Origin of the sequence: Demequina sp. (assembly GCF_024642165.1) — a bacterium.
Taxonomy (GTDB): Bacteria; Actinomycetota; Actinomycetes; order Actinomycetales; family Demequinaceae; genus Demequina.
In genome coordinates, this window is the sequence record NZ_JAHEBP010000010.1 from 10,651 (window position 1) to 33,026 (window position 22,376).

The window sequence follows — 22,376 nt, forward strand, 5'->3', positions numbered from 1 at the left end:
GACCAGCGTAGTGGCGACCCATGCGCGCTCGGACGCTCGTGGCAGGCCGTATCAGGCCGCGGGGTAGCCGAAGGCGTCGAAGTAGCGCTTGAGGAACGCGGCCATCTGCTTACGCGTCACCTCGTCGTTGGGCCCGTACGTGCCGTCCGCGTAGCCGGTGGTGATGCCCGTCTGCTCCATCCACACGATCGCCGCGTAGCCCGAGCCCGTAGGGCTGACGTCGGGGAACGGGGAGCCGGCCGGCGGCATCACCGACGGCTGACCCGCGAGCCGGTAGAGGAACTGCGCCATCTGCTTGCGGGTGACCAGACCCTCGGGGCCGTACGTGCCGTCCGCGTACCCGGTGGTGATGCCGGCCTGGGCCATCCACACGATCGCAGGGTAGCCGGACACCGTGGTGCGGACATCGGGGAAGGGCGACGTCGGCGGCGCTGTGACGGTCGGTTGGCCGGCGAACCGGTAGAGGAACTGCGCCATCTGACGACGCGTCACGGGATCGTTGGGCCCGAAGGTGCCGTCCGCGTAGCCCGTGGTGATGCCCGCGTCCGCCATCCACATGATGTTCGCGTAGCCGCTCAGGCGCCACGTGACGTCGCCAAAGAAGTGGACCGATACGCCGTAGACGGTTCTCTCCGGGAACGAATACCACGGGGCCTCGGCCAGCGAGGCGACGTTGCCGAGCCAGACCTTCCTGCCCGTGAACCGCAGGAACTCGTTGCTCGTCTCGACGCGGCCGTCCGTGAACGCGATCCGGTACGCGAGGACAGGCGACAGCGGCTCAAGCTCGAACAGGCTGCCGGGCGCGCCGCAGTCGAAGGCCTGCGCCGAGCCGCCCACCTCGACCGCCACCGCACACACCGTGTCGCTCGTGAAGTTCCGCGGGACGTTCAGCATCCCCTGAACGCTCGACGCGTAGTTCCCTTCGAATTCGCGCCCCACGCCGGTGATCGCGACCGGCCCGGTCGCGGGCACCGTCACCACCCGAGGCACCAGCGACCCTGAGTGTCGCGCCCAGCCACCAGCGAACACGTCCCGATTCCAGAATCGGACGCGGTACTGACCGGGCGCCACGTGGGCGAAGACGTACGTGCCGTCGAGCTCGAGGTCGACGCTCGCCACCCACTCGCCCGTCACCGTGTAGAGCTCCGCCGTGCCCAGGACGCCGCCGTCCGCCCAGATACCCGTCGCGCGCCCCGCGATGCTGCTCGCCGCGACCAGATCGATGCTCGCGTCGAAGGCCGAGCCGCGCGCGAGCGTCACGCGCGTCGCACGCTCGATGGTGGTCGACCCACCGAACCATGCGTCGGCCCCACCGGCGACGTCGTAGAAGGCCACGTAGTAGGTCCCCGGGCCCAGATCGTCGATCGAGAAGGCGCCGTCCGTCAGGTCGCACGTCCCGGTGACAAAGTCGCCGTACGCGTCGTCGACCTCGACGCAGCCTGAGGTGGCGGCCAACCCGGCCACCGTCACCCGTCCGGAGACGGACGCGGGCTCGCCTCCCAGGCGGTAGTCGATCACCCGGTCATCGCCGGCGGCGAGCGGGACGTCCGCGGAGCCGTCGTACGTCGACGCACCGTCGAACCACTCGGAAGCCTGGCCGGGGAAGGCCACGAATCTGAGACTGTAGGTGCCCGGGCGCAGCGACTCGAGCGCATACCCGTCGGACATATCGCAGTCCGCCATGGCGATGGTGACGCGGTCGAGGTAGGCAAGCACGCAGCCATCGGTGGCCGGCTCTCCCGTCGAGGTGGTCACGGTGCCGCGGATCTGCGCGCCGACGTCGAGCGATGCGTTCACCGTCCGGTCGTACGAGGACACGGTGATCCACGTGGCGGTGTCGCTCGTGGCCTGGTCCGGGTACCACTCGTATGCGACCCGGGCGTCGTTGGAGTAGAACTTCACCAGATAGGAGCCCGGCGGCACCTGAACCGCGTAGGACGATGTGCCGGCCTCGACGCACGTGCCCCAGAAGCCGTCGCCATCGGTGATCTGCACGCAGGCGTCGGCATCGGCGAGCACCGCCGGCCGGGCGATGGTGCCCTTGATGCTGGGCCACGGCGAAGGTCGCACCGTCACAGTCTGCGCACGGCCGCCACGGACCCTCTCGAGAGTCACGGCGCCGGAGTCGAGGCTGAGGTCCGCTCCCACGACCTTCACCGTTGGCGCCACCGCAGTGACGTCGTGACCCACCGTCAACGTGAAGGTTCCGTCCACGCCGTCGCAACTGGCGACCACGAGCGTCGCGCCCTCGTAGAGCTGGGCGCACCCTCCGAGCACCGCGGCGCCCGCCTGGGTGCGCACCTCCACCGTCACCGTGCCGCCGAAGGCCAGCGAGACGCTGGTGTCGGTGGCGGCCACCACCGCATACGTCACGGGCGCAGCGGAGCTTCCCGATACGACACCCGGCGAATCCCCGTCGAAGCAACCTCCGCTTGCGGGGGCGGCGGCCACGCACAGCCGGTACGAGCCTCCCGCGAGACCGTCGAGCACGAACGGATCACCCACCTCGCCGCAGTCACGCGCGAGCTCGAGGGGCACGGTGGGGTCGAGCGCGATGACGCAGGCCTCGGTCGCGTCGAGCGTGTCCGGGGTCGCGATAGTGCCGAGCATGCGCCCGGCGGAGCGCGGCTTCAGGTCCACAGGCGCCACCACCCGCTCCTTGGACGGCCCCGTGACGATGGTCGCGGCGCCGTAGGTGCTGGGGAGGAGGCTGCCGCTCCACGCCTGGGCGAGGCCGCCGCCCAGCGCGACCACCCGCCCGGAGATCACGGGGGCCACCAGCTCGTACGTGCCGTCCATGCCGGACTCGGTGGTGGCGACGACGCCGGTGGCGGTGACCAGCGCAACCTGGCGCCCGACGACGGGCACGCCGTCGGGATCGAGGGCCGTGCCACGCACGATCTGGGAAGTGGGCAACGTGAAGTGGAGGTCCGCGTGCTCGCTGCCGGCGAGCGTCACGGTCTCGCCCGTGCCGGCGTTGATGGCGTCCGGGTAGGTCACCTTCGTGTAGGTGCCCGGCACGCCGCGGGACTCGAAGGTGAAGTCGCCTGCCGGAAGGCCGGTGAAGTCCGCCGTTCCATCAGCCTTCAGCGTGCAGTCGGAGGCCTTGACCACGGTGCCGGCCGGGCCGTGCAGGCGCGCGTCGATACAGCCGGCCGTGATAGACGCCCCGTCCTCCCGAACCACGGCGACGGTGGCCGATGCGTCGCCGCTCGCGGCCGCCGTCACTGAGATGCGGGTGGTGCCGCCCGAGGTGACGATCGTCGTGGTGTAGAGGTACTGGTCGAGCGCGTTCTCGGCACCCGTGAGCGGGTACGCGATGTTGGCGCTGACGTCGGTATCGACGTGGAACGTGAACACCCCACCCACGGGGTCACAGGACTCGACCGCGCCGCGCGAAGCGAGGGAGCCCGGCAGCAGGCACCCGCCCTCGAGGGGCGCGCCGTTGTCGAGGGTGACGGCAACCTCCACCGTGCCGCCCCACGCGAGGTCGACATGGGTGGTCTGGCCCCCGGACACGTCAAGTTGGGTGGCGGAGCCGTGGCCGGTCGAGAAGTTCCCCCCGAACCACCAGGTGGGGCACGAAGTGGCGCCCGCGGCGACCACGCACACCGCGTAAGGCCCAGGCTTGAGGTCCTCGATGAGGAAGTCGGATCCCACGGGCCCGCATCGGCGCCCTACCTCGCCTCCGTAGAACTGCCCGTCGTAGGCGATCACGCAGGCGTCTCCTGGAACCGTCTGGCCGTCGGGAATGGCTATGGTGCCGCCCAGCGAACCGCCGGCCGTCAGGACCGCGTCGATCCCGCCCGCCACGGTGGCGTTTCCGGCGGAGACCGTGACGCCGAGGGTGAAGGGCTGGTCTCGCCACGCCTCCGAGGCGAGGCCCGCCGGCGCCTTGAACGCGACGTTGTACGAGGCACCGAAGTAGCCGCTGCCCGTGGTGATGAGCACGTAGCGCCCGTCCGCGTCGGTCACCGCGGTCGCGTTCGGCGGGGCGAACGCCCAGGTCCCCACCGGGCCCCTCGCGATCACCGAGACTCCCTCGAGCGGCGCTCCCGCGCCGTCGGTCACGCGTCCGGAGATCGACAGCGTGGGCAGCAATGCGTAGTCGACGTGGACCGGCGCGCCTGCGACGGTCAGCGGCGTCGCCGCGGCGAGGCTGCTCGCGCGGTCAGACCACTGCGTCGGAGCGCCCGCGAACCCTGTGAACCGGAGCCGATAGTCGCCGTCCGCCAGTCCCTGCACGGTGAACGTGCCGTCGACCCCCACGCAGTCCGAGGCGACCAGCGCATCGTCCCCGCCGTAGGCCTCGACGCAGCCGTCGCCGGCTGGCGCGCCGGTGGACCAGGCGGTGACGTCGACGATGATGGCGCCGGCGCCCGCTGCGGCGGCGGGCGAGGGCCCCCCGGCCACCAGTGCCGACGCGACCAGAAGCATGGTCAGAACGGGCACGACCACGCGCCCCCAGCGCACCGACATCGGCGTTCGAACCCCTCAACTCGTAGGCGCCCGCGCGCCCCTGGACGGAAGTGTAGAGGCTAAGTCACCCAGTGCGACAACCAAGTGACCAGCGCCTCAGGAGTGGCACGAGCCGCCGCTCCGATAGACTCGCCGGGTGCCTGGATTCGTCGAGGAGGACCACCGCGGAGTCCGCCTCCTCCACTGGACGCCGGACGCCGACATCACCGCGCGTGCGGACCGCATCGAGAACTTCGGCGATGCCGTCGGACCCCTCATTGCGAGGCGTCTCGCGCCCGACGTCGATGCGCCCGCGGCGGCCACGCTTGTCACCGTCGGATCGGTGCTGCACGCGGCGCCCGCGGGCGCGACGGTGTGGGGTGCGGGGGTCAACGCCAAGCTGAGGCGCCCGCTGCCGCCACGCGCCGAGCTGCTCGATGTCCGGGCGGTCCGGGGACCGCTCACGCGGGCGGCGCTCATCGCAGCCGGCGCCGAGGTTCCCGAGACCTATGGCGACCCGGCGCTGCTGCTGCCGCGGGTGATGCCCGAGGTCCTCGATATGGGTCCTGCACGGCGCCAGGGCGTGGTGGTCCTCCCCAACCTCAACGAGCTCGAGGCTCACCTCGCGGATCCACGCGTCGTCTCGCCGCTGGACGACCTCTGGGACATCGTGCGCGCGATCCTGGGCGCGGAGCTGGTGGTGGGATCCTCGCTCCACGGCATCGTGTTCGCGGACGCGTTGGGTGTCCCGGCCCGGTTCGTCGCGTCAGAGGCCGAGCATCCCTTCAAGTACGCGGACTACCTCGCGGGCACCGGCCGGCTCTCGACGCGGATCGCCCGCAGCGTCGACGAGGCCATCGAGTGGGGCGGCCACGAGGCGCCGGAGTTCGACGCCGACGCGCTGCTCGCGGCGTTCCCCTCGGATCTGTGGACCGGCCAGGGCCGGCCGGCGGCTCCGCGCCTCGCGGGCGCCCGGGCGCTCACGGCCGCGTCCAACGCCGCGACCACGGCCGCCTCCGGTGGCGCGCTCGACCGCAGACTCGCCGAGTCGATCCTCAGCACCAGTGTGCTCCCGGGGCTCGCGCGCGTGTCCGACCGGCTCCCGGCGGAAACCCTGTCCCTGGTGGTGTCCGAGGCCAAGGCGCTGATCGACGGAGGGCTCGAGGTCTCCGGCTTTCCGTGGAGCAATGCGGCCGTCGCGCAGGCCGTCCTTCTCGATGACCAGGCGGCGCTGCGCCGCGCGGCCCTTGCCGCGAAGTCTCGCGATGATCTCCGCGTCGAACGGATGAGTCTCTCGCCGGACCTGCGAACCCTGGTGGTCGACGGGCTGGTCACTCCTCGGTTCGGGCAGCCTCTCCACCCCTCCGCACGGGTGGTGGCCACCCTCGAGATGACCACCCGGAACGCGGCGCTCGAGATCTCGGGGACGTTCGGAGCGGCGTCTCCCGCGGCGCGATGGACGGCGCGACTCGACGTCGACGCGCTGCGCGCGCTGGGAAAGCCGGTCAGGCTTCGGGTGGGCGAGGCGCACGACGATGGAGAGCGCCTCACCCGGCCCGCAGTCGCCCCGCGGCTGCGCGCCGCGGATCTGGGCCCCTTGCGCGCGGCCGGAATCGACGTCGAGATCACCGACAGCGGAGAGCTGGTGCTCCGCGCCCACCCGAGGAGTCCTGCCCACGTGTCCATCGAGACTGAACCCAACCCGACCGAGTGGGACCTTGCGGAGCCCACGCTGCTCTCCGTGGTCATCCCCGTCCACAACGTCGCGGACTGGCTCGACGACCTTCTGCACAGCGTGCTGAGCCAGGACGTCGACGCCATGGAGGTGATCGCCGTCGACGATCGGTCCAGCGACGGCAGTGGGGAGATCCTCGCGCGCCACGCCGAGCGCGATCCGCGGCTACGCATCATCGCGCCCGCGGCCTCGGGCGGGGCCACCGCACGCAACATCGGGGCGGCGGCCGCGTCGGGCAAGTACCTGATCTTCGCCGATGCCGACGACTTGGTGCCTCGCGGCGCGTACCGCGCCCTGGTGGCGAGCCTCGAGCGATCTGGCTCGGATATTGCGTTCGGCGACTACCTCAAGTTCAGCAACATGAAGACGTGGCGCCCCACCACGAACTTCAAGGCCTACAACGGCACGCACGAGCACGTGGCACTGGCATCCCTGCCGTCGCTGGTGCGCGGCCGCGCGTGCTGGAACAAGGCGTTCCGCCGGGACTTCTGGCAGGAGCACGGAATCCAGTTCCCGGAGGTGCCCCGGTCGAACGACATCCAACCCATGGTCCGGGCATACCTCGCGGCGAAGAGCGTTGACGTCATCGGCGAGGTGGTGTACCTCTACCGCCAGCGACCGGGAGCCTCCTCGATGACGTCGAGGGCCTCCCTGGGCGAGGGGCTCGTCTCGTACCTGCGACAGGAGCTCGTGTGCGCCACGCTCATCGACGAGTCCGGACTCGCGGCGCTGCGGACCGAGTACACCAACCTCTTCGTGATGGCGGATGGCTGGGTCCACCTCGCCCGCTATGCCGACGCGACGCTGGGGACCGATGAGCGTGCGCCCGCCGCGGCGGTCGAGGCCCTCGCGGGCATCCTGCGCCACCTCGACCCCGCCCGCATGGCGCGGTCCGCCCACTCCAAGATCCTCCCGCTGCGCCTGTTCGCGACCGGCGCGGTCGACGCCGCTCAGATCCTGATGCGGCCCGCGGCAAGCGCGTCCGTGGGCGACGAGGCGGGAGTCGATGTCCTCGACGCCTGGACCACCGCTGTCGAAACCCTGGACGGCACGGACGGGGTCGATCGCGCACTGATCCGCGCGTGGGAGTCGGAGATCGCGCCGCGAGTGCTGCACGCCGCCGCGCTCACCACCTCCGACCGGTCACGCCAGGTCCTGGCGCGCGTGAGCGCGGCCCTCGACGCCGGCCTCGGCAACGCGGATCGCGCCAAGGCCCCCATCATCGGCCGAATGCGCGAGGCGCTCGCACTGCTGGGGACGGAGGCCGGCGAGGCCTGGCTGGAGGCTCGAACGGTGACCGGGCTCGTCGCCGAGTCGGTAGAGCGCGATGGGGTCCGCCTCGAACTGCGCGGGGAGCTGCCGGCCTCCGCCGCAGGCCGCCACCTGACCGTCGCGCCGTATCGCGCGCACCGTCAGGACGGCCCGGCCGTCGACGTCACCATCGAGGACTCGCGGTGGCGGGTCACCGTCCCGCTGACCTCGATCCCGCGAGGCGACGCCGCTCGCCTGCGGGTGCAGGTCCCGGTGGACGGCGGCCCCACGGTGGATGTGCCGATCCTGGTCGCCGGAGTCACCCTGCCCAAGAGCCGCCGTGCCGAGCCGGCCGACGTGCTCGCCGCCGCCGGCCTGAGCGGTCCGGAGCTCGAGGTCAAGCGGCACGAGCTCTTCGTGACGCGAGCCCGACGAGCGGCGGTGCGCGAGGCGAAGGCCGTAGCGAAGAAGGTTCTCAGGCGCTGACCCCGCGCAGGATCAGGACGGGGCGAGGACCTCGTCCCGCATCCGCTCCGACATGTTCCACGGCGATCGAGCCGTGTTGAAGGCGCGCAGCGCGTCGCGGTCACGCTCGTACGTGGCGGGGTCCGCCAACAGCCGCGTGAGCTCGGGCACCGCATCGTCCCCATCGAAGAACCGCACCCACGGCTCGTCGCCGAACTCGGCGCGCAGGTGGGGCGCGTCGGGCAGCACGATGGGAACCTCGAACGTGGCCGCCAGGTGGGCGCTCCCGGAATTGAGGATGCGCTCGTAAGGCAGAACGGCGAGATCGGCGGCCTCATACCATCGCGACAGCTCCCCATCGGGAACGAAGCCGCGCTCATAAACCACCGTCATCCCCGACGGGATCGCATCCTCGACGGTCTCGACGTCCTCGGCGCGCACCATACCGGCGAGGAGCAGCGCCGTCTGCGCCTTCTGCTCGGGGGTCAGTGAGTCCAGCGCGCGCAGCAGGGTCACAATTCCCTTGTACGGCCGGATCTGTCCGACGAAGGCGACGGCGCGCTGCTCGGGACGCAAGCCGAAGGCGGCGCGCGCGGCCTCCCGTCCGGGCCCGCGCGGGTAGAGGCCCATGAAGCTCGGGTGCGGGACCACCACGATCTTCTCCCGGGGCAGCACCACGTCCGGCGCGAGAACCTCCGCGGTCGCCGGATTCATCACGTGGATGACGTCCGCCGCCTTGGCGAGGTAGCGCATCAGCTCCAGTTCCTCGGCCTCATAGAGGAGCTCGTGAGGCATCGCGTTGTGGACCGTCCACACCAGCCGTCCACCGCTCCTGCGGAACCGGTCGATCGCTCGCTTGAATCGCCCCAGCCGAGCGCGCGCATCCGAGGCATCCTGGGCCCGCTGGATCACGGGTGCGGTCCACTGGAAGTGGAGCACGTCGCCCCTGCGGCTGTGCGCGATCACCCGCAGCAGGCTGTCGAGCTGGGTGGGGCCCTGCACCGAGAAGTCGGACGCCGCCGTGGCGAGCGCCATGAGGTTCGGATAGGGGTTGTCGCGCCAGAACGGGAAGATCGTGAGCGTACGGCGACCCTTCATGACGTCAGTCTCCCTTCCGATCCATCGTTGCGGCGACCCCAGCCGTTGCTAGCGCGAACGCGCCTGGTCGCCAACCTCGTGGATGATCGCGTTGGCCACCTCGGCGGAGATGCGGGCGCGCACGTCCTGCATGAGGGCGGTGGACCTCTCGCGGAGCATGGCCACGGACTCGGCCGCGATGGGCTCGGGTCCGTTCTCGCCGAAGATCTCGAGCAGTCGGTCGGAGTTGTACTGCGCCACCAGGTCGCCCCGGCCGATCCGCTCCATGAAGTTCACGTTCTTGTTGGTGGGGATGAGGACCATGGACGGCACGCCGTACATGGTCGCGACCACGGTGCCGTGGAACTTCATGGACGCCAACGCGGTGCACTCCCCGATCGCGACGGAGAGCTCGTCGAGGCTTTCGGTGTAGACGAGCTCCTTGCCCTCGACGGCCAGCGCCTCGGCGTTCGCCACGTCACGCTCGCCCACGGAGCCGGTGCCCAGCACGATGTGGCGGATCCGCCAACCCCTCGCCTTGGCGTGCTCCGCCAGCTCGATGAGCCGGGTGTAGTCGTCCGGGGTGTCCACCCGGCGCTGCCGTGTCACGATGCCCAGGATGGGCGCACCCTCGGGCTTGGTCGCCGGTGGCAGGTCGAGCGAGCAGACGATGTCGGGCTCGCTCACCACGGGCGCAGTGGGCTGGATCTTGGTGCGGATCCAGTTGGCGCCGAAGTCGTCGCGCATGCCGATGAACTTGACGTTCGGGTGCCTGAAGAAGCCCTGCAGGCGGCGGATGATGTGCTCCTTCTCCAGGTGCTTCTCGGAACCCTCGTAGATGGGCACGCCCACGCCCGCGACGAAGAACGGCTTCGTGAGGTACTCGCGGTCGAAGTATCGCGGGTCCGTGTTCCAGCGCTGGATCAGATCGCCGCCACCCATGAGGATCGCGTCGACCTCGGCCACCTTCTCCTCGACGGGACGGCTGAAGTAGGGCTTCGCCTCGAGATCCGGGATGATGCTGAGCTCGAAGCGGTCGCCGAGGTGCTGGTGGAACACATCGAGGAACAGCTCGTCGCCGTAGTTGCCGTGCCCGAAGAATCCGACGATGCCCAGCGGCCGCTTCGCCTCGCCGCGCATGAAGGCGTCGACTCGCGGCTGCGCGCTGCGGCGCGCCATGCGGACCCTCGCGGCATCGCGGACCTTGCGCGCACGCCAGCTCAGGGCGCCGCGGAGTTTGCGGAGTCGCCAGCGGATGCCGTGGACGATGCGGGCAGGCGTCAGGGACGTGCTCATACGTGGGTGCTCCTCTTCGGGGTTCGGCGCCCCATCCTAACGTGAGCGCGTGAGCCCCGTGGGGGCGAACCGCACGGCGGGTGGGGAGGAGCCCCGCCGGGGGTCAGCCCGTGAGACCGGCGTCGTTGTACCTCTTCATGAAGAGCGCCATGTGCCCACGCGTCACGTTGTAGGACGGCTTGTAGCGCCCGTCCTCGTATCCGCCCGCAAGGCCCTTCTGGGACATCCACACGATGGCCGCGTAGCCACTCTCCGAGGGGGAGACGTCCGGGAACGGCGACTTGCTCGGGAGGTTGACGCCGGGGCTGCCCGCGAGGCGGTAGAGGAACTGCGCCATCTGCTTGCGCGTCACGCGGCTGTCGGGACGGTACAGGCCGTCGGAGTACCCGGTGGTGATCCCCTCGACCGCCATCCACTGGATGTCGACGTAGCCGGAGGTGCCGGACTTGACGTCCGGGAACAGGGACGACGACGGAGCGTGGAAGCCCGGCCGGTCCATCAGCCTGTACATGAACTGCGCCATCTGGCGGCGCGTCACGGAGTCGGTGGGGCCGTAGTCGCCGTTGGAGTAGCCGGTCGACACGCCCTCGTCCCCCATCCACACGATGGACGAGAAGCCCGATGTCGACTTCGAGACGTCGTCGAAGAAGAAGATGGTGGTCGAGGAGTTGTCCGCGGGCAGCGTGATGGTCGCCGCGATCGGCGTGTTCTCCGAGGCGCCCCACCAGCGCGCGGGCCAGCCGTTGGAGAAGTCGGAGCTGCTGGTCGCCTTGCGGCCGATGAAGCGGAGGTGGAACGACTTGCCCTTCGCCAGCCCGCCGATCGTGAAGGTGGAGCCGGGTGCGCCGCAGGCGTAGCTCTGCGGCCCCGCGGGGTCGAGGTACGCCTTGTCCGTGGTGGTCGCGGGGTAGGCGCCGACGCACACCGTGGAACCGCCCCAGCTCGCGGGAACGTTCAGGGAGCCGGACAGCGAGGCGGAACCACTGTAGGTGCCTCCCGTGCTGAGGCTCGAGTACGTCGCGAAGTTCTGGACCGCCCAGGTGCACCCGCTGCTGTCCGTCGCCACGCCGATGCCGATCTGCTTGAAGCCGGAGTCGAGCATGTTGGCGTTGTGACCCGGTGAATTCTTCCAGCCGTTCATGATCACCGCGGCGGGGTTCGAGTAGCCACAGGCGTAGGCCACGTTCTCGCCCCACTTGGACCACCCTGAGGGGATCTGCGAGGAGACGTCCGGGTTGTGCTTGAGCACGCGAGTCTTCGCGAGGTACTCCGCCCAGTTCTGAGCGACGGCGTTCAGGTCGAGAAGCTCGGCCAGGGAGGACCGCCCATTGGAGTTGCGCCAGGAGTTGGTCGAGGACAGAATGTCGTCGCCGTCGGAGCTCAGCGCCTGCGCGGGCGCGGCGAAAGCAAGCGACAGGGCGACGGTCACAGCGACTGCCAGGATTCTTCGCATGACGTACCTCACGGGTTGGTCAACCATCCGGAGACGGCTCGGGAAAATCGGTTGATCCCGGTGAGAGTATCGGCGCTATCAGGGCATACATAAGGGAAAATTCTGTGACGTAGCCCACATCGAAAGGCGGGTGAGACGCATGTCACACCCGCAAGGCCCCCGAGGGGCCTAGAACATCACGGTCGCGAAGGTCCCGACGGTGTGGAACCCGACCGCCTCGTAGGCGCGGATCGCGACCGGATTGAAGTCGTTCACGTAGAGGCTGACGGTGGGTGCGAGCGAGGCGCGCACCCCGTCGATCACGGCGCCCAGCCCGGCGCGGGCGAGCCCTCGACCCCTGAGGGACGGGTGGACCCAGACACCCTGCAGCTGCGCGACTCCGCCGCCGAGCGCCCCGACCTCGGCCTTGAAGACCACCTGGCGCTGCCCGTCGACCGTGCCGAACTGCAGGTAGGCCCGGCCTGCGCGCACCAGGAACCGCAGCCTCTCCTCGTAGCCCGCGCGCCCGTGCCGCATCGGGTCGTACCCCACCTCGCCGATGAACATGTGGATGCAGGCGGGCAGCAGCAGGTCGTAGTCATCGAGCGTGGCCCGCCGCACCGCGGCGAGGTCGAGGCCCTCCGCATCGATCCCGTCCACCCGGAGCGGATCGGACCCGATCGCCATGGACACCTGACGCGGCCTGACCTCGCGCGCGGGTCCCCACCACGGCTCGACCCTCCCCCACAGGTCGAGGGTGGTCGCGGCCGGACCCACGAGCGCGGCGGGACGCGTGAGCCGTGCGACGGCGGCCGCAGCGACGTCCGCGCGCTGCGACTCCGCGTCCTCGGTCTGCTCCTCGGAGAGCACGGCCGAGAGGTTCGCGCCGTTCCACACCAGCCCGACCACCTCACTGTGCAGCCCGCTGCGCCGCCTCACGGCCCACATCGCGGCCGGCATCATCCCCGACGCGCGTGCGGACTCGAGGTGCATGAGCGGAACCACGTGAGCGACCGGATCCGCGGCCGCAAGCTCGATCGCCGCCGCCAGATCCCGCCGCTGCAGGGGCGCCAGCGAGTGCTGGGCGCGCCTGAGCAACGAGTCGGTCATGAGGTCGCGACTACCTCCGGGCTCGCGCCCTCGACGGGCTCCATGGTCTCGGCGATCTTCATCGCCTCCTCGATCAGCGTCTCGACGATGTCCTTCTCGGCAACGGTCTTGATGACCTCGCCCTTCACGAAGATCTGGCCCTTGCCGTTGCCGGACGCCACGCCCAGATCCGCCTCGCGGGCCTCGCCCGGGCCGTTGACCACGCATCCCATGACGGCCACGCGCAGCGGCACCTCCATGCCCTCGAGCCCGGCGGTGACCTTCTCCGCGAGCTCGTACACGTCGACCTGGGCACGGCCGCAGGACGGGCAGGACACGATCTCGAGCTTGCGCGGGCGCAAGTTGAGCGCCTGCAGGATCTGGATGCCCACCTTGACCTCCTCCACGGGAGGCGCGGACAGCGAGACGCGGATGGTGTCGCCGATGCCCTGGCTCAGCAGGGCGCCGAACGCGGTCGCGGACTTGATGGTGCCCTGGAAGGCGGGCCCGGCCTCCGTGACGCCCAGGTGCAGCGGCCAGTCGCCCCGCTCGCTCAGCATCTCGTACGCGCGCACCATGACCACCGGGTCGTTGTGCTTCACGGAGATCTTGAAGTCGTGGAAGTCGTGCTCCTCGAAGAGGCTCGCCTCCCAGACCGCGGACTCGACCAGCGCCTCGGCGGTCGCCTTGCCGTACTTCTCCAGGAGGCGCGGGTCGAGGGAGCCTGCATTGACGCCGATGCGCAGCGACGTGCCGTGGTCCTTCGCCGCCTGCGCGATCTCCTTGACCTGGTCGTCGAACTTGCGGATGTTGCCGGGATTGACCCGCACGGCGGCGCAGCCGGCCTCGATCGCCGCGAACACATACTTGGGCTGGAAGTGGATGTCCGCGATCACAGGAATGTTCGACTTTCGCGCGATGGTTTCGAGCGCGTCGGCGTCGTCCTGCGTGGGACAGGCCACCCTCACGATGTCGCAGCCGGACGCCGTGAGCTCCGCGATCTGTTGGAGCGTCGAGTTCACGTCGTGGGTCTTGGTCGTGGTCATCGACTGCACGCTCACGGGGGCGTCGCCGCCCACGTACACGCTGCCGACCTTGATCTTGCGGGTCTTGCGCCGCGGCGCCAGCACGGGGGCAGGCAGGGCGGGCATTCCGAGTCCGATGGAGGTCACGATTCCAGTATCTCCCAACGTTGAGGCGGCACCGGGTTCACACCAGGCTCACGGGTGCGACGATGTCCGCGTAGATGAGGATGACGCCCATCACCAGCAGCAGGCCGAACACCCCGTAGGCAAGAGGCATCATGCGCGCGACGTCGACGGGCGCGGGCCGCGCGAGGCCACGCACACTGGCCCAGCCGTTCTTCACGCCCTGCCACAGCGCCGAGGCGACGTGGCCGCCGTCCAGCGGCACCAGCGGGATCATGTTGAACACGAAGAGTGCCAGGTTGAGCCCGCCCAGGACCATCAGCATGTCCGCGATCTTGCCGGTGATCGTGTAGCCCTCGATCTCGGCCGCGGAGATCTCGCCGGCGACGCGGCCCACACCCACGATGCCGATCACGGACTCCTGCGAGCGGTCCTCGAGACCCAGCGCGGCGCGGGCCACGTGGTAGACGTTCTGCGGGAGGTGCGCCACCACGTCGACAGTCCTGACCAGGTAGTCGGCGGTGAGCGCCACGCCCGCGCCGATGCCCTGCCGTTCGATGACCGCCGTGGGCGATATCCCCATGTAGCCCACCTCTTCGGTCACCGCGGCTCCCGTGGCGTCCGTGACGGGGTTGCCGTCCTCGTCGTAGACGGCGCGCTCCCTCAGTGCGGGCGTGAGCGCGATGTCGACGCTCGCACCGTCGCGCAGGACGGTGATGACGATCTCCTCGCCGGGACGGGCGGCGACGTAGGCGGTGAACGCTTCCCAGGAGTCGACGGCGACGCCATCCACCGCGGTGACCGTGTCGCCCACCTCCAGCCCCGCCTGGAGGGCGGGCGACTCGGGGTCGCCGGGCGCACACTCTGCCGCCGGCTGAGGGACGCACGGGGTGACCTGCGCCACCGTGAGCGACGCGGGGCCGGGCAGGCCGACGAAGAACAGCACACCGGTGAAGAGCGCCGCGGCCAGCACCAGGTTCACCAGGGGCCCACCCAGCATGACGATCACCTTGCGCCACCAGGCGAGCCGGTAGAAGGCCCGGTGGTCCTCGCCCGGGTGGATCTCCTCGACGGACGATGCGCGAGTGTCGGCGATGAGCCGGGCGACCCGACCGGTGCCGCGCACCGGCTTGACCGCGTCCTCGGGCGGGATCATGCCCACCAGCCGGACGTACCCGCCCAGCGGGATCGCCTTCACCCCGTACTCGGTCTCCTTGCCATGGCGCGACCACACCGTGGGGCCGAACCCCACGAAGTACTGGCTGACGCGGACCCCGAAGCGCTTGGCCGGGATCATGTGCCCCAGCTCGTGCAACGCGATCGAGATCAGCAGTCCCACGATGAGGACGATCCAGCCCACTGCCTCAGCCATGTCTCCTAGCCTCTCACTGCCGCGATGACGGCGCGCGCGCGCTCGCGGGCCCACGCCTCGGCGTGATCCACCTCGTCAAGCGTGATCCGCGCGGGCGCCTGGTACTTCTCGACAACGTTTCGCACCGTGTCAACGATTCCAAGGAAGGGGAGGTCGCCGTCGACGAACGCCTGGACGCACTCCTCGTTGGCGGCGTTGAGCACTGCGGGATGCAGCGGGGACGCCGCGACGGCGTCGCGCATGAGTCGGATCGCGGGGAACGCGTCCTCGTCGAGCGGCTCGAAGGTCCACGACTGAGCGTGAGTCCAGTCCAGCCGCGGAGCGACATCACCGAGCCGCTCGGGCCAGCTGAGGCCCAGCGCGATCGGCAGGCGCATGTCCGGCGGCGAGGCCTGAGCGATGGTGGCGCCGTCGACGAACTCGACCATCGAGTGCACGATCGACTGCGGGTGGACCACCACGTCGATGCGATCCATGGGGATGTCGAACAGGAGGTGCGCCTCCACCACCTCGAGCGCCTTGTTGATCATCGATGCGGAGTTGATGGTGACCACGGGCCCCATGTCCCAGTTGGGGTGCGCCAGCGCATCCGCCGGGGTCACGTGCGCGAGCGATGCGCGGCTGCGGCCGCGGAATGCGCCGCCGGAGGCCGTGACCACCAGGCGCCGCACCTCGGCGTGCGAGCCGGAGCGGAGCGACTGGGCCAGCGCCGAGTGCTCGGAATCGACGGGCACGATCTGGTCGGGCCGCCGCTTGGCCGCCGTGACCAGCGCTCCGCCGGCGACCAGGGATTCCTTGTTCGCGAGGGCGAGGGTCGATCCCGCCGCGAGTGCGGCGAGGGTGGGCCGGAGTCCCACGGAGCCCGTCATCCCATTGAGCACCACGTCGGCGCCCAGGGCGGCGGCCTCGATCACCGCATCGGCCCCTCCCCGGACGTCGATCCCTGGCAGCGCTGACGCCACCTCGGCGACCGCGGACTCGCGCGCGAGCGCGACGAGCCGGGGACGATGTTCACGGGCCTGGGCGATGATCGCCGCCGGGTCCGCGCCTCCGGCGGCGATCGCGATCACGTCGAAGCGGTCGCGATGGCGCGCGATGACATCCAGGGCCTGGGTGCCGATGGACCCGGTGGACCCGAGCAGCGAGACGGTGCGGGTCATCCCTCGGTGACGCCGAGCAGGATGTCGATCATGCGCGCGAGGAACGCGTCGACCGTGCCCTCCTCATAGGCGCGCGACCCGCGCGCCGCCCGGAAGGTCGCGCCGCGGATCTCGTCGGCCGTGAGCGGGGCTCCCCGGTCGAAGAATGCCGTCACGCGGGTGAGCAGCTCGTCGACGTCGGCCGCCCGGTAGCCGCGGCCCACGCCCGACGGGTGCGCGAATCGGTCCCCAGCGGGGCGACGCAGCCGCGGGTACAGCGTCTGCGCCCGCGACGCCAGGTCCTGCATCCACGCGTCCTGGCCGTTGAGCCGCACGAACGCGTCACGCTGGCGGTTGACGAAAGCGACCTCGAGACGGTCGAGCGCCGCGTCGACGGCCGCGGTCTCGTAGCCGCCGTGCTTGAGGTCGAACGCGGTGCGGCGCACGTCGAGTGGTGCGAACTCGGGCGCCTGCTTGCCGGGGCCCTCGTACGCGGACCGCGCGTGGTCGAAGAACTCCTCGACCTGGACAGGGTGATAGCCGAGCTTGAGGGAGCTCACCTTCGGGAACAGGACCGTCATCATCTCTCCTTGATCGCCAGCTGTCCGCACGCACCGTCGATGTCGCTGCCTCGAGTATCCCTGATAGTCGTGGGAATTCCATGCATCCTGAGGATGCGAACGAACTCCTGTTCGACCTTCGGATCCGACGCCGTCCACTTGGAGCCGGGCGTCGGGTTGAGCGGGATCGGGTTGACATGGACCCAGCCGTCGCCCCGGGCGGTGAGCTTCTGCGCGAGCAGCTCCGCGCGGTGGGCGTGATCGTTGATGTCGCGGATCAGCGCATACTCGATGCTCACGCGGCGGCCGGTGGCGTCGAAGTACCGGCGCGCCGCGTCGAGCGCCTCGTCCACCTTCCAGCGAGCGTTGATGGGCACCAGCTCGTCGCGCAGTTCGTCGTCGGGGGCGTGGAGGCTCAGTGCGAGGGTGACAGGGATTCCCTCCGCGGCGAGCCGGTCGATGCCGGTCACCAGGCCCACCGTGGACACCGTGACGTGCCGCGCGGACAGCCCGAACCCGTCGGGGGCGGGGCTGGTGAGCGCGCGGACCGCGGTGATGACGGCGGCGTAGTTCGCGAGCGGCTCGCCCATTCCCATGAACACCACGTTCGACAGGCGCACCGGGTCGCCACCGAGCTCGCCGTCCCGCGCGGAGCGAGCGGCCAGACGCACCTGCTCGATGATCTCGGCGGCCGAGAGGTTGCGCGTGAGGCCCATCTGACCGGTCGCGCAGAACGGGCAGGCCATCCCGCAGCCCGCCTGGCTGGTCACGCAGAGCGTGGCGCGCTCCGGGTACTTCATGAGCACCGACTCGACCTTCGCGTGGTCCATGAGGTTCCACAGCGTCTTGACCGTCTCGCCGCCGTCCGCCGCGAGGGACATGACGCGCGTGAGCAGAGGAGGGAACAGCTCGCCGACGAGGTCCTCGCGAGCCGCCGCCGGGAGGTCCGTCATGTCCTCGGCCGCCACCGTGAGGTGGTCGTAGTAGTGGGTCGCGAGCTGCTTGGCACGGAAGGCCGGTTGGCCCAGCTGCTTGAGCGCGTCGACACGCTCCGCCTGGCCCAGGTCCGCGAAGTGTCGTGGCGGCTTGCCCCGGCGAGGGGCGAGCATCGGCAGAAGCGGGTGCTGAGTCATAGGGTGTCCAGGAGTAGGGCGAAGACCACGTACGCCGCGGCGCCGGCGGGCAGCATCGAATCGAGTCGGTCGAGGAAGCCTCCGTGGCCCGGGATCGCGCTGGACATGTCCTTCACGTGGATGTCGCGCTTGAGGGCGGACTCCGCGAGGTCGCCCAGCACGGCCGCAACCACGCAGACGGCGCCGACGGCGGCGCCCACCCACCATCGCCCGTCGAGCAGGGCGTACGCGAAACCCGCGGCGCCGGCGATGCCGAAGACGGCACCACCGATCGCCCCCTCCCACGTCTTCTTGGGGCTCACGCGGGGCGCGAGCGGGCGACGGCCGAACAGGATGCCCGTGAAGAGCGCGAGGGTGTCGCTCAGCGCCACCGCGGCGAACACGATCAGCACCAGCTTCCAGCCGTCCCGCGAGAGCTCCATGAGCAGCATGAACGATGCGAGGAACGGGATCCAGGTGAGCGTGAGGATCGCGACAAGCGAGTCAGCAAGGGTGTTCTCGATGCGGTCGTCGACGATGCGCCACGCCAGCACGCCGGCGCTCGCGACCAGCAGCGCGACCACGAGCCCCTCGCCGCGGCCGAACCATGTCGCCACGCCCATGCCCACCGTCGCCAGCAGCACGGGCGGGAGCGACACGTGCATGCCCAGGCGGGCCAGCGCATTGCGCCACTCGATGACGGCGGCTATGCAGAAGGCGTAGATGGTGACCGCGAACGCGAGCGGGTCCCACCACGCCGCGACGAGCGCGCCGAGGGCGAGCAGCGTCCCCACAACGCTGGCGAGCCAGAGGTTGCGACCGCCGCGTCGCGGCGTCGCGGTCGGAACAGTGCCCGACAACGGGACCGCCAGGTCCACCGGGTCCACCGCATCGTCCTCACCCGCATCGTGTGGGAGCGAAGGCGCGACGGCGTCGGCGACGGCGGGTGAGATCTGCTCGACGGCACGGGGCTCGGGCGACGTTTCGACGGGATGCTCGGACGCCGCATCGGCCGGTCCCGGCAACTCGATCTCGCCGGTCGAAAGTCCCGGCGGCCACAACCCGGGCGCCGCATCGGCGGTGACCGATGGGCGGGCCAGGGCGTCGGTGCCGTCGAGTTCGGGCGCGGCCCGGTCGGGTACCTGGGTCACGGGCGCGAAGACGCCGCCCCCCGGCGTGGCGTCGGCCTCGGAGGCTTCGGGCGCCTCACGGCGACGCCCCCACCTCACGAGACGCCCTGACGCACGGTCGCGGGTGTCATCAGACCTCGAGCAGCTCGCTCTCCTTGTGCGCGAGGAGAGCGTCGATCACGTCGACGTGCTTCTTGGTGAGCGCGTCGAGCTCCTTCTCCGCGCGCACGCCCTCGTCCTCACCCACCTCGCCGTCCTTGACGGCCGCTGCGATCTGGTCCATGCCCTTGCGGCGCATGTTGCGCAGGGTGACGCGGGCGTCTTCCGCCTTGCCGCGCGCGAGCTTCACGTAGTCGCGGCGACGCTCCTCGGTGAGCTGCGGCAGGTTGATGCGCAGCACACTGCCGTCGTCCGACGGGTTGACGCCCAGATCCGAGTTCCGCAGGGCGGACTCGATCTCCTTCTTGGCGCTCATGTCGTACGGCGAGATCACCACGGTACGCGCCTCGACCACGTTGATGGCGGCGAGCTGCTGCAGCGGCGTGGGCGCGCCGTAGTAGTCCACGGCGATGTGCGCGAACATCGCGGAAGAAGCCTGGCCGGTCCGGATGGTGGCAAAGTTGTCCTTCGCGACCTCGACGGCCCTGTCCATGTTCTCCTCGGCCTCGAGGAGGATGATCTCAGTCACGCTTGTCTCCTTCTGAGGTGAGGCATCACGCCGTCACCTGGGTCCCGATTCTCTCACCTAGCAGGGCGCGAGTCACATTTCCAGGGGTGTCGAGTCCGAACACCTGCATCGGCATGTGGTTGTCCATGGCGAGCGAGAACGCCGCCGCGTCCATCACCGCGAGCCGGCGCTGGAGGGCCTCCGCGTAGCTGATGGTCTCGAGCCGCTCCGCGGTGGGGTCCTTGCGCGGGTCCGCGGTGTAGACGGCGTCGACGCCGTTCTTGCCCATCAGGACCTCGGAGCAGCGGGTCTCGAGGGCGCGCTGGAGCGACACCGTGTCGGTGGAGAAGTAGGGCATGCCCGCGCCCGCGCCGAAGATGACGACTCGGCCCTTCTCCATGTGCCGGATCGCCCGCAACGGGATGTAGGCCTCCGCGACCTGGCCCATCGTGATGGCGGTCTGGACGCGGGTCTGGACGCCCGCCTGCTCGAGGAAGTCCTGAAGCGCGAGCGCGTTCATCACCGTGCCGAGCATGCCCATGTAGTCCGCACGGGCGCGCTCCATGCCGCTCTGGCTGAGTTCCGCTCCGCGGAAGAAGTTGCCGCCGCCCACCACGATCGCGACCTGCACGCCCCGGCGGACCGCGTCGGCGATCTCGCCGGCGACGCGGCGCACCACCGCGGGGTCGAGGCCTATCTCGCCCCCGCCGAACATCTCGCCGGAGAGCTTGAGAAGCACGCGGCGCGCCTCCGGGGCCTCCTCGCCCGGGATCAGATCACTGGTCTCGGACACGGAACCTCCTGACGGCGCGCCGCGCCTCGCTCAATATGGGTGCTTGGGACCTAGGCTCCCACACGGAAGCGGGCGAAGGAAACAACCTCGCCACCCGCGTTGGCGACCACCTTGCCGACGGTGGTCTTGGGGTCCTTCGCGAACGCCTGGTCGACCAGCACGTTCTCCTTGAAGAAGCCCGTCAGGCGGCCCTCGACGATCTTGGGCAGCGCGCCCTCCGGCTTGCCCTCACCCTTGGCGGTCTCCTCGGCGACGCGACGCTCGTTGGCGACGGTCTCCGCGGGGACGTCCTCACGCTCGAGGAAGGTGGGCGAGTACGCGGCGATGTGCATCGCGACATCGCGCGCCACGTCGGCCGCCTTGGCGTCGGTACCCACGAGGACGCCCACCTGGGCGGGCAGGTCCCTGTTGGTGCGGTGGAGGTACTCGGTGACAACGGGCGCCTCGACGCGTGCCACGCGGCGCAGCACGATCTTCTCGCCCAGCACTCCTGCGTTCTCGTCGATGACGTCCTTGACGGTCCGGCCATCGAGCGGGGCGGCCAGGGCGTCGTCGGCGGACGTGGCGCCAGCGGCGACCACCGCCGCGAGCACCTTGTCCGCGAGCGCGATGAACGTCGCGTTCTTGGCCACGAAGTCCGTCTCGGAGTTGATCTCGACCAGGGTGCCGACCTGACCGCCGTCGACCGACTCGATCGCGGTCACGACGAGGCCCTCGGAGGCCGAGCGGCCCTCGCGCTTCGTGACGCCCTTGAGGCCCTTGACGCGGAGGATGTCGACGGCCTTGTCCAGGTCGCCCTCCGCCTCGTCGAGCGCCTTCTTGACGTCGAGCATGCCGGCGCCGGTGCGCTCGCGGAGCGCCTGAATGTCGGCAACGGTGTAGTTCGCCATGTGGGAGTCCTTACTTCTTCTTCTTGGCAGCGGGGGCCGCGGGGGCCTCGGCGACGGTCTCGGCGGCCTCCTCGGCCACCACCTCGGCAACGGCCTCCTCGGCGGACTCCTCAGCCACAACCTCGGCGACGGCCTCCTCGGCGATCTCCTCAGCCACAACCTCGGCGACGGCCTCCTCGGCGATCTCCTCAGCCACAACCTCGGCGACAGCCTCCTCGGCGATCTCCTCAGCCACAACCTCGGCAACGGCCTCCACGGCGGCCTCCTCAGTCACAACCTCGGGGACGATCTCCTCCTTGGCGCCGTCGAGCAGCTCCTGCTCCCACTCGGCGAGCGGCTCCTCGACAGCCTCGGCCTCGGCACCGGTGGTGCCGCCGGCGTGACGCAGGCGGATGCCCTCCGCGACCGCGTCCGCGATCACGCGGGTCAGCAGGCCCACGGAACGGATCGCGTCGTCGTTGCCCGGGATCCCGTACGCGACGTTGTCCGGGTCGCAGTTCGAGTCGAGGATGCCCACGACGGGGACGCCCAGCTTGCGAGCCTCGTCGACCGCGAGGTGCTCCTTGTTGGTGTCGACGATCCACACCACTGAGGGGACCTTGGCCATGTCCCGGATGCCGCCGAGCGTCTTGTCCAGCTTGTCCTTCTCGCGACGCATCCCGAGAAGCTCCTTCTTGGTGCGGCCCGAGCCGGCGACGTCGTCGAAGTCGATCTCTTCGAGCTCCTTGAGGCGCGCGACGCGCTTGCTGACGGTCTGGAAGT

The 22,376-nt window shown here is 70.2% G+C and carries 16 protein-coding genes; 1 reads left to right on the plus strand and 15 read right to left on the minus strand.

Going from position 1 to position 22,376, the window contains the following annotated elements; all coding sequences use genetic code 11:
- Positions 1–51: 51 nt before the first annotated feature.
- Positions 52–4,452, minus strand: coding sequence for an S-layer homology domain-containing protein (locus Q0L54_RS01925; protein WP_296665028.1), 4,401 nt, complete (start codon positions 4,450–4,452; stop codon positions 52–54).
- Positions 4,453–4,615: 163 nt separating this feature from the next.
- On the opposite strand from Q0L54_RS01925, the gene Q0L54_RS01930 reads away from it, so the two are divergent.
- Positions 4,616–7,930, plus strand: a complete 3,315-nt coding sequence (locus Q0L54_RS01930; protein ID WP_296665030.1) for a glycosyltransferase — start codon at positions 4,616–4,618, stop codon at positions 7,928–7,930.
- 12 nt (positions 7,931–7,942) lie between these two features.
- Here Q0L54_RS01930 and Q0L54_RS01935 read toward each other — a convergent pair whose 3' ends face one another.
- From Q0L54_RS01935 to rpsB, 14 genes are all read right to left on the minus strand, one after another.
- A complete protein-coding gene (locus Q0L54_RS01935) occupies positions 7,943–9,007 on the minus strand; it encodes a glycosyltransferase (RefSeq protein ID WP_296665032.1) in 1,065 nt (354 codons plus the stop codon).
- Between the two features lie 48 nt (positions 9,008–9,055).
- A complete protein-coding gene (locus tag Q0L54_RS01940) occupies positions 9,056–10,282 on the minus strand; it encodes a polysaccharide pyruvyl transferase family protein (protein WP_296665034.1) in 1,227 nt (408 codons plus the stop codon).
- Positions 10,283–10,385: 103 nt separating this feature from the next.
- A complete protein-coding gene (locus Q0L54_RS01945) occupies positions 10,386–11,711 on the minus strand; it encodes an S-layer homology domain-containing protein (protein ID WP_296665036.1) in 1,326 nt (441 codons plus the stop codon).
- 192 nt (positions 11,712–11,903) lie between these two features.
- Positions 11,904–12,824 (minus strand): DUF4081 domain-containing GNAT family N-acetyltransferase, encoded by a 921-nt coding sequence (locus Q0L54_RS01950; protein WP_296665038.1) that lies wholly within the window; start codon positions 12,822–12,824, stop codon positions 11,904–11,906.
- Positions 12,821–13,954, minus strand: a complete 1,134-nt coding sequence (ispG, locus tag Q0L54_RS01955; protein WP_296665063.1) for a flavodoxin-dependent (E)-4-hydroxy-3-methylbut-2-enyl-diphosphate synthase — start codon at positions 13,952–13,954, stop codon at positions 12,821–12,823. The genes Q0L54_RS01950 and ispG overlap by 4 nt, the downstream gene beginning before the upstream one ends.
- A gap of 58 nt (positions 13,955–14,012) precedes the next feature.
- On the minus strand, positions 14,013–15,323 hold the full coding sequence (locus Q0L54_RS01960) for a site-2 protease family protein (protein WP_296665040.1): 1,311 nt from the start codon (positions 15,321–15,323) through the stop codon (positions 14,013–14,015).
- A 5-nt stretch (positions 15,324–15,328) separates the two neighbouring features.
- A complete protein-coding gene (dxr, locus tag Q0L54_RS01965; RefSeq protein ID WP_296665042.1) occupies positions 15,329–16,483 on the minus strand; it encodes a 1-deoxy-D-xylulose-5-phosphate reductoisomerase in 1,155 nt (384 codons plus the stop codon).
- Entirely contained in the window at positions 16,480–17,043 is a 564-nt protein-coding gene (locus Q0L54_RS01970; protein WP_296665045.1) for a DivIVA domain-containing protein, read from the minus strand. The genes dxr and Q0L54_RS01970 overlap by 4 nt, the downstream gene beginning before the upstream one ends.
- Entirely contained in the window at positions 17,043–18,155 is a 1,113-nt protein-coding gene (gene rlmN / locus Q0L54_RS01975) for a 23S rRNA (adenine(2503)-C(2))-methyltransferase RlmN (protein WP_296665047.1), read from the minus strand. The genes Q0L54_RS01970 and rlmN overlap by 1 nt, the downstream gene beginning before the upstream one ends.
- On the minus strand, positions 18,152–19,285 hold the full coding sequence (locus tag Q0L54_RS01980) for a phosphatidate cytidylyltransferase (protein ID WP_296665049.1): 1,134 nt from the start codon (positions 19,283–19,285) through the stop codon (positions 18,152–18,154). Before Q0L54_RS01980 ends, rlmN begins: the two co-directional genes overlap by 4 nt.
- Positions 19,286–19,394: 109 nt before the next feature.
- Positions 19,395–19,952: a ribosome recycling factor gene (gene frr / locus Q0L54_RS01985; RefSeq protein WP_296665051.1), complete on the minus strand. Its 558-nt coding sequence runs from the start codon at positions 19,950–19,952 to the stop codon at positions 19,395–19,397.
- 25 nt (positions 19,953–19,977) lie between these two features.
- Positions 19,978–20,724, minus strand: a complete 747-nt coding sequence (pyrH, locus tag Q0L54_RS01990) for a UMP kinase (RefSeq protein WP_296665053.1) — start codon at positions 20,722–20,724, stop codon at positions 19,978–19,980.
- A gap of 50 nt (positions 20,725–20,774) precedes the next feature.
- Positions 20,775–21,614: a translation elongation factor Ts gene (gene tsf / locus Q0L54_RS01995; RefSeq protein ID WP_296665055.1), complete on the minus strand. Its 840-nt coding sequence runs from the start codon at positions 21,612–21,614 to the stop codon at positions 20,775–20,777.
- 10 nt (positions 21,615–21,624) lie between these two features.
- A partial coding sequence (rpsB, locus tag Q0L54_RS02000) for a 30S ribosomal protein S2 (RefSeq protein WP_296665057.1) occupies positions 21,625–22,376 on the minus strand: 752 nt, incomplete at its 5' end.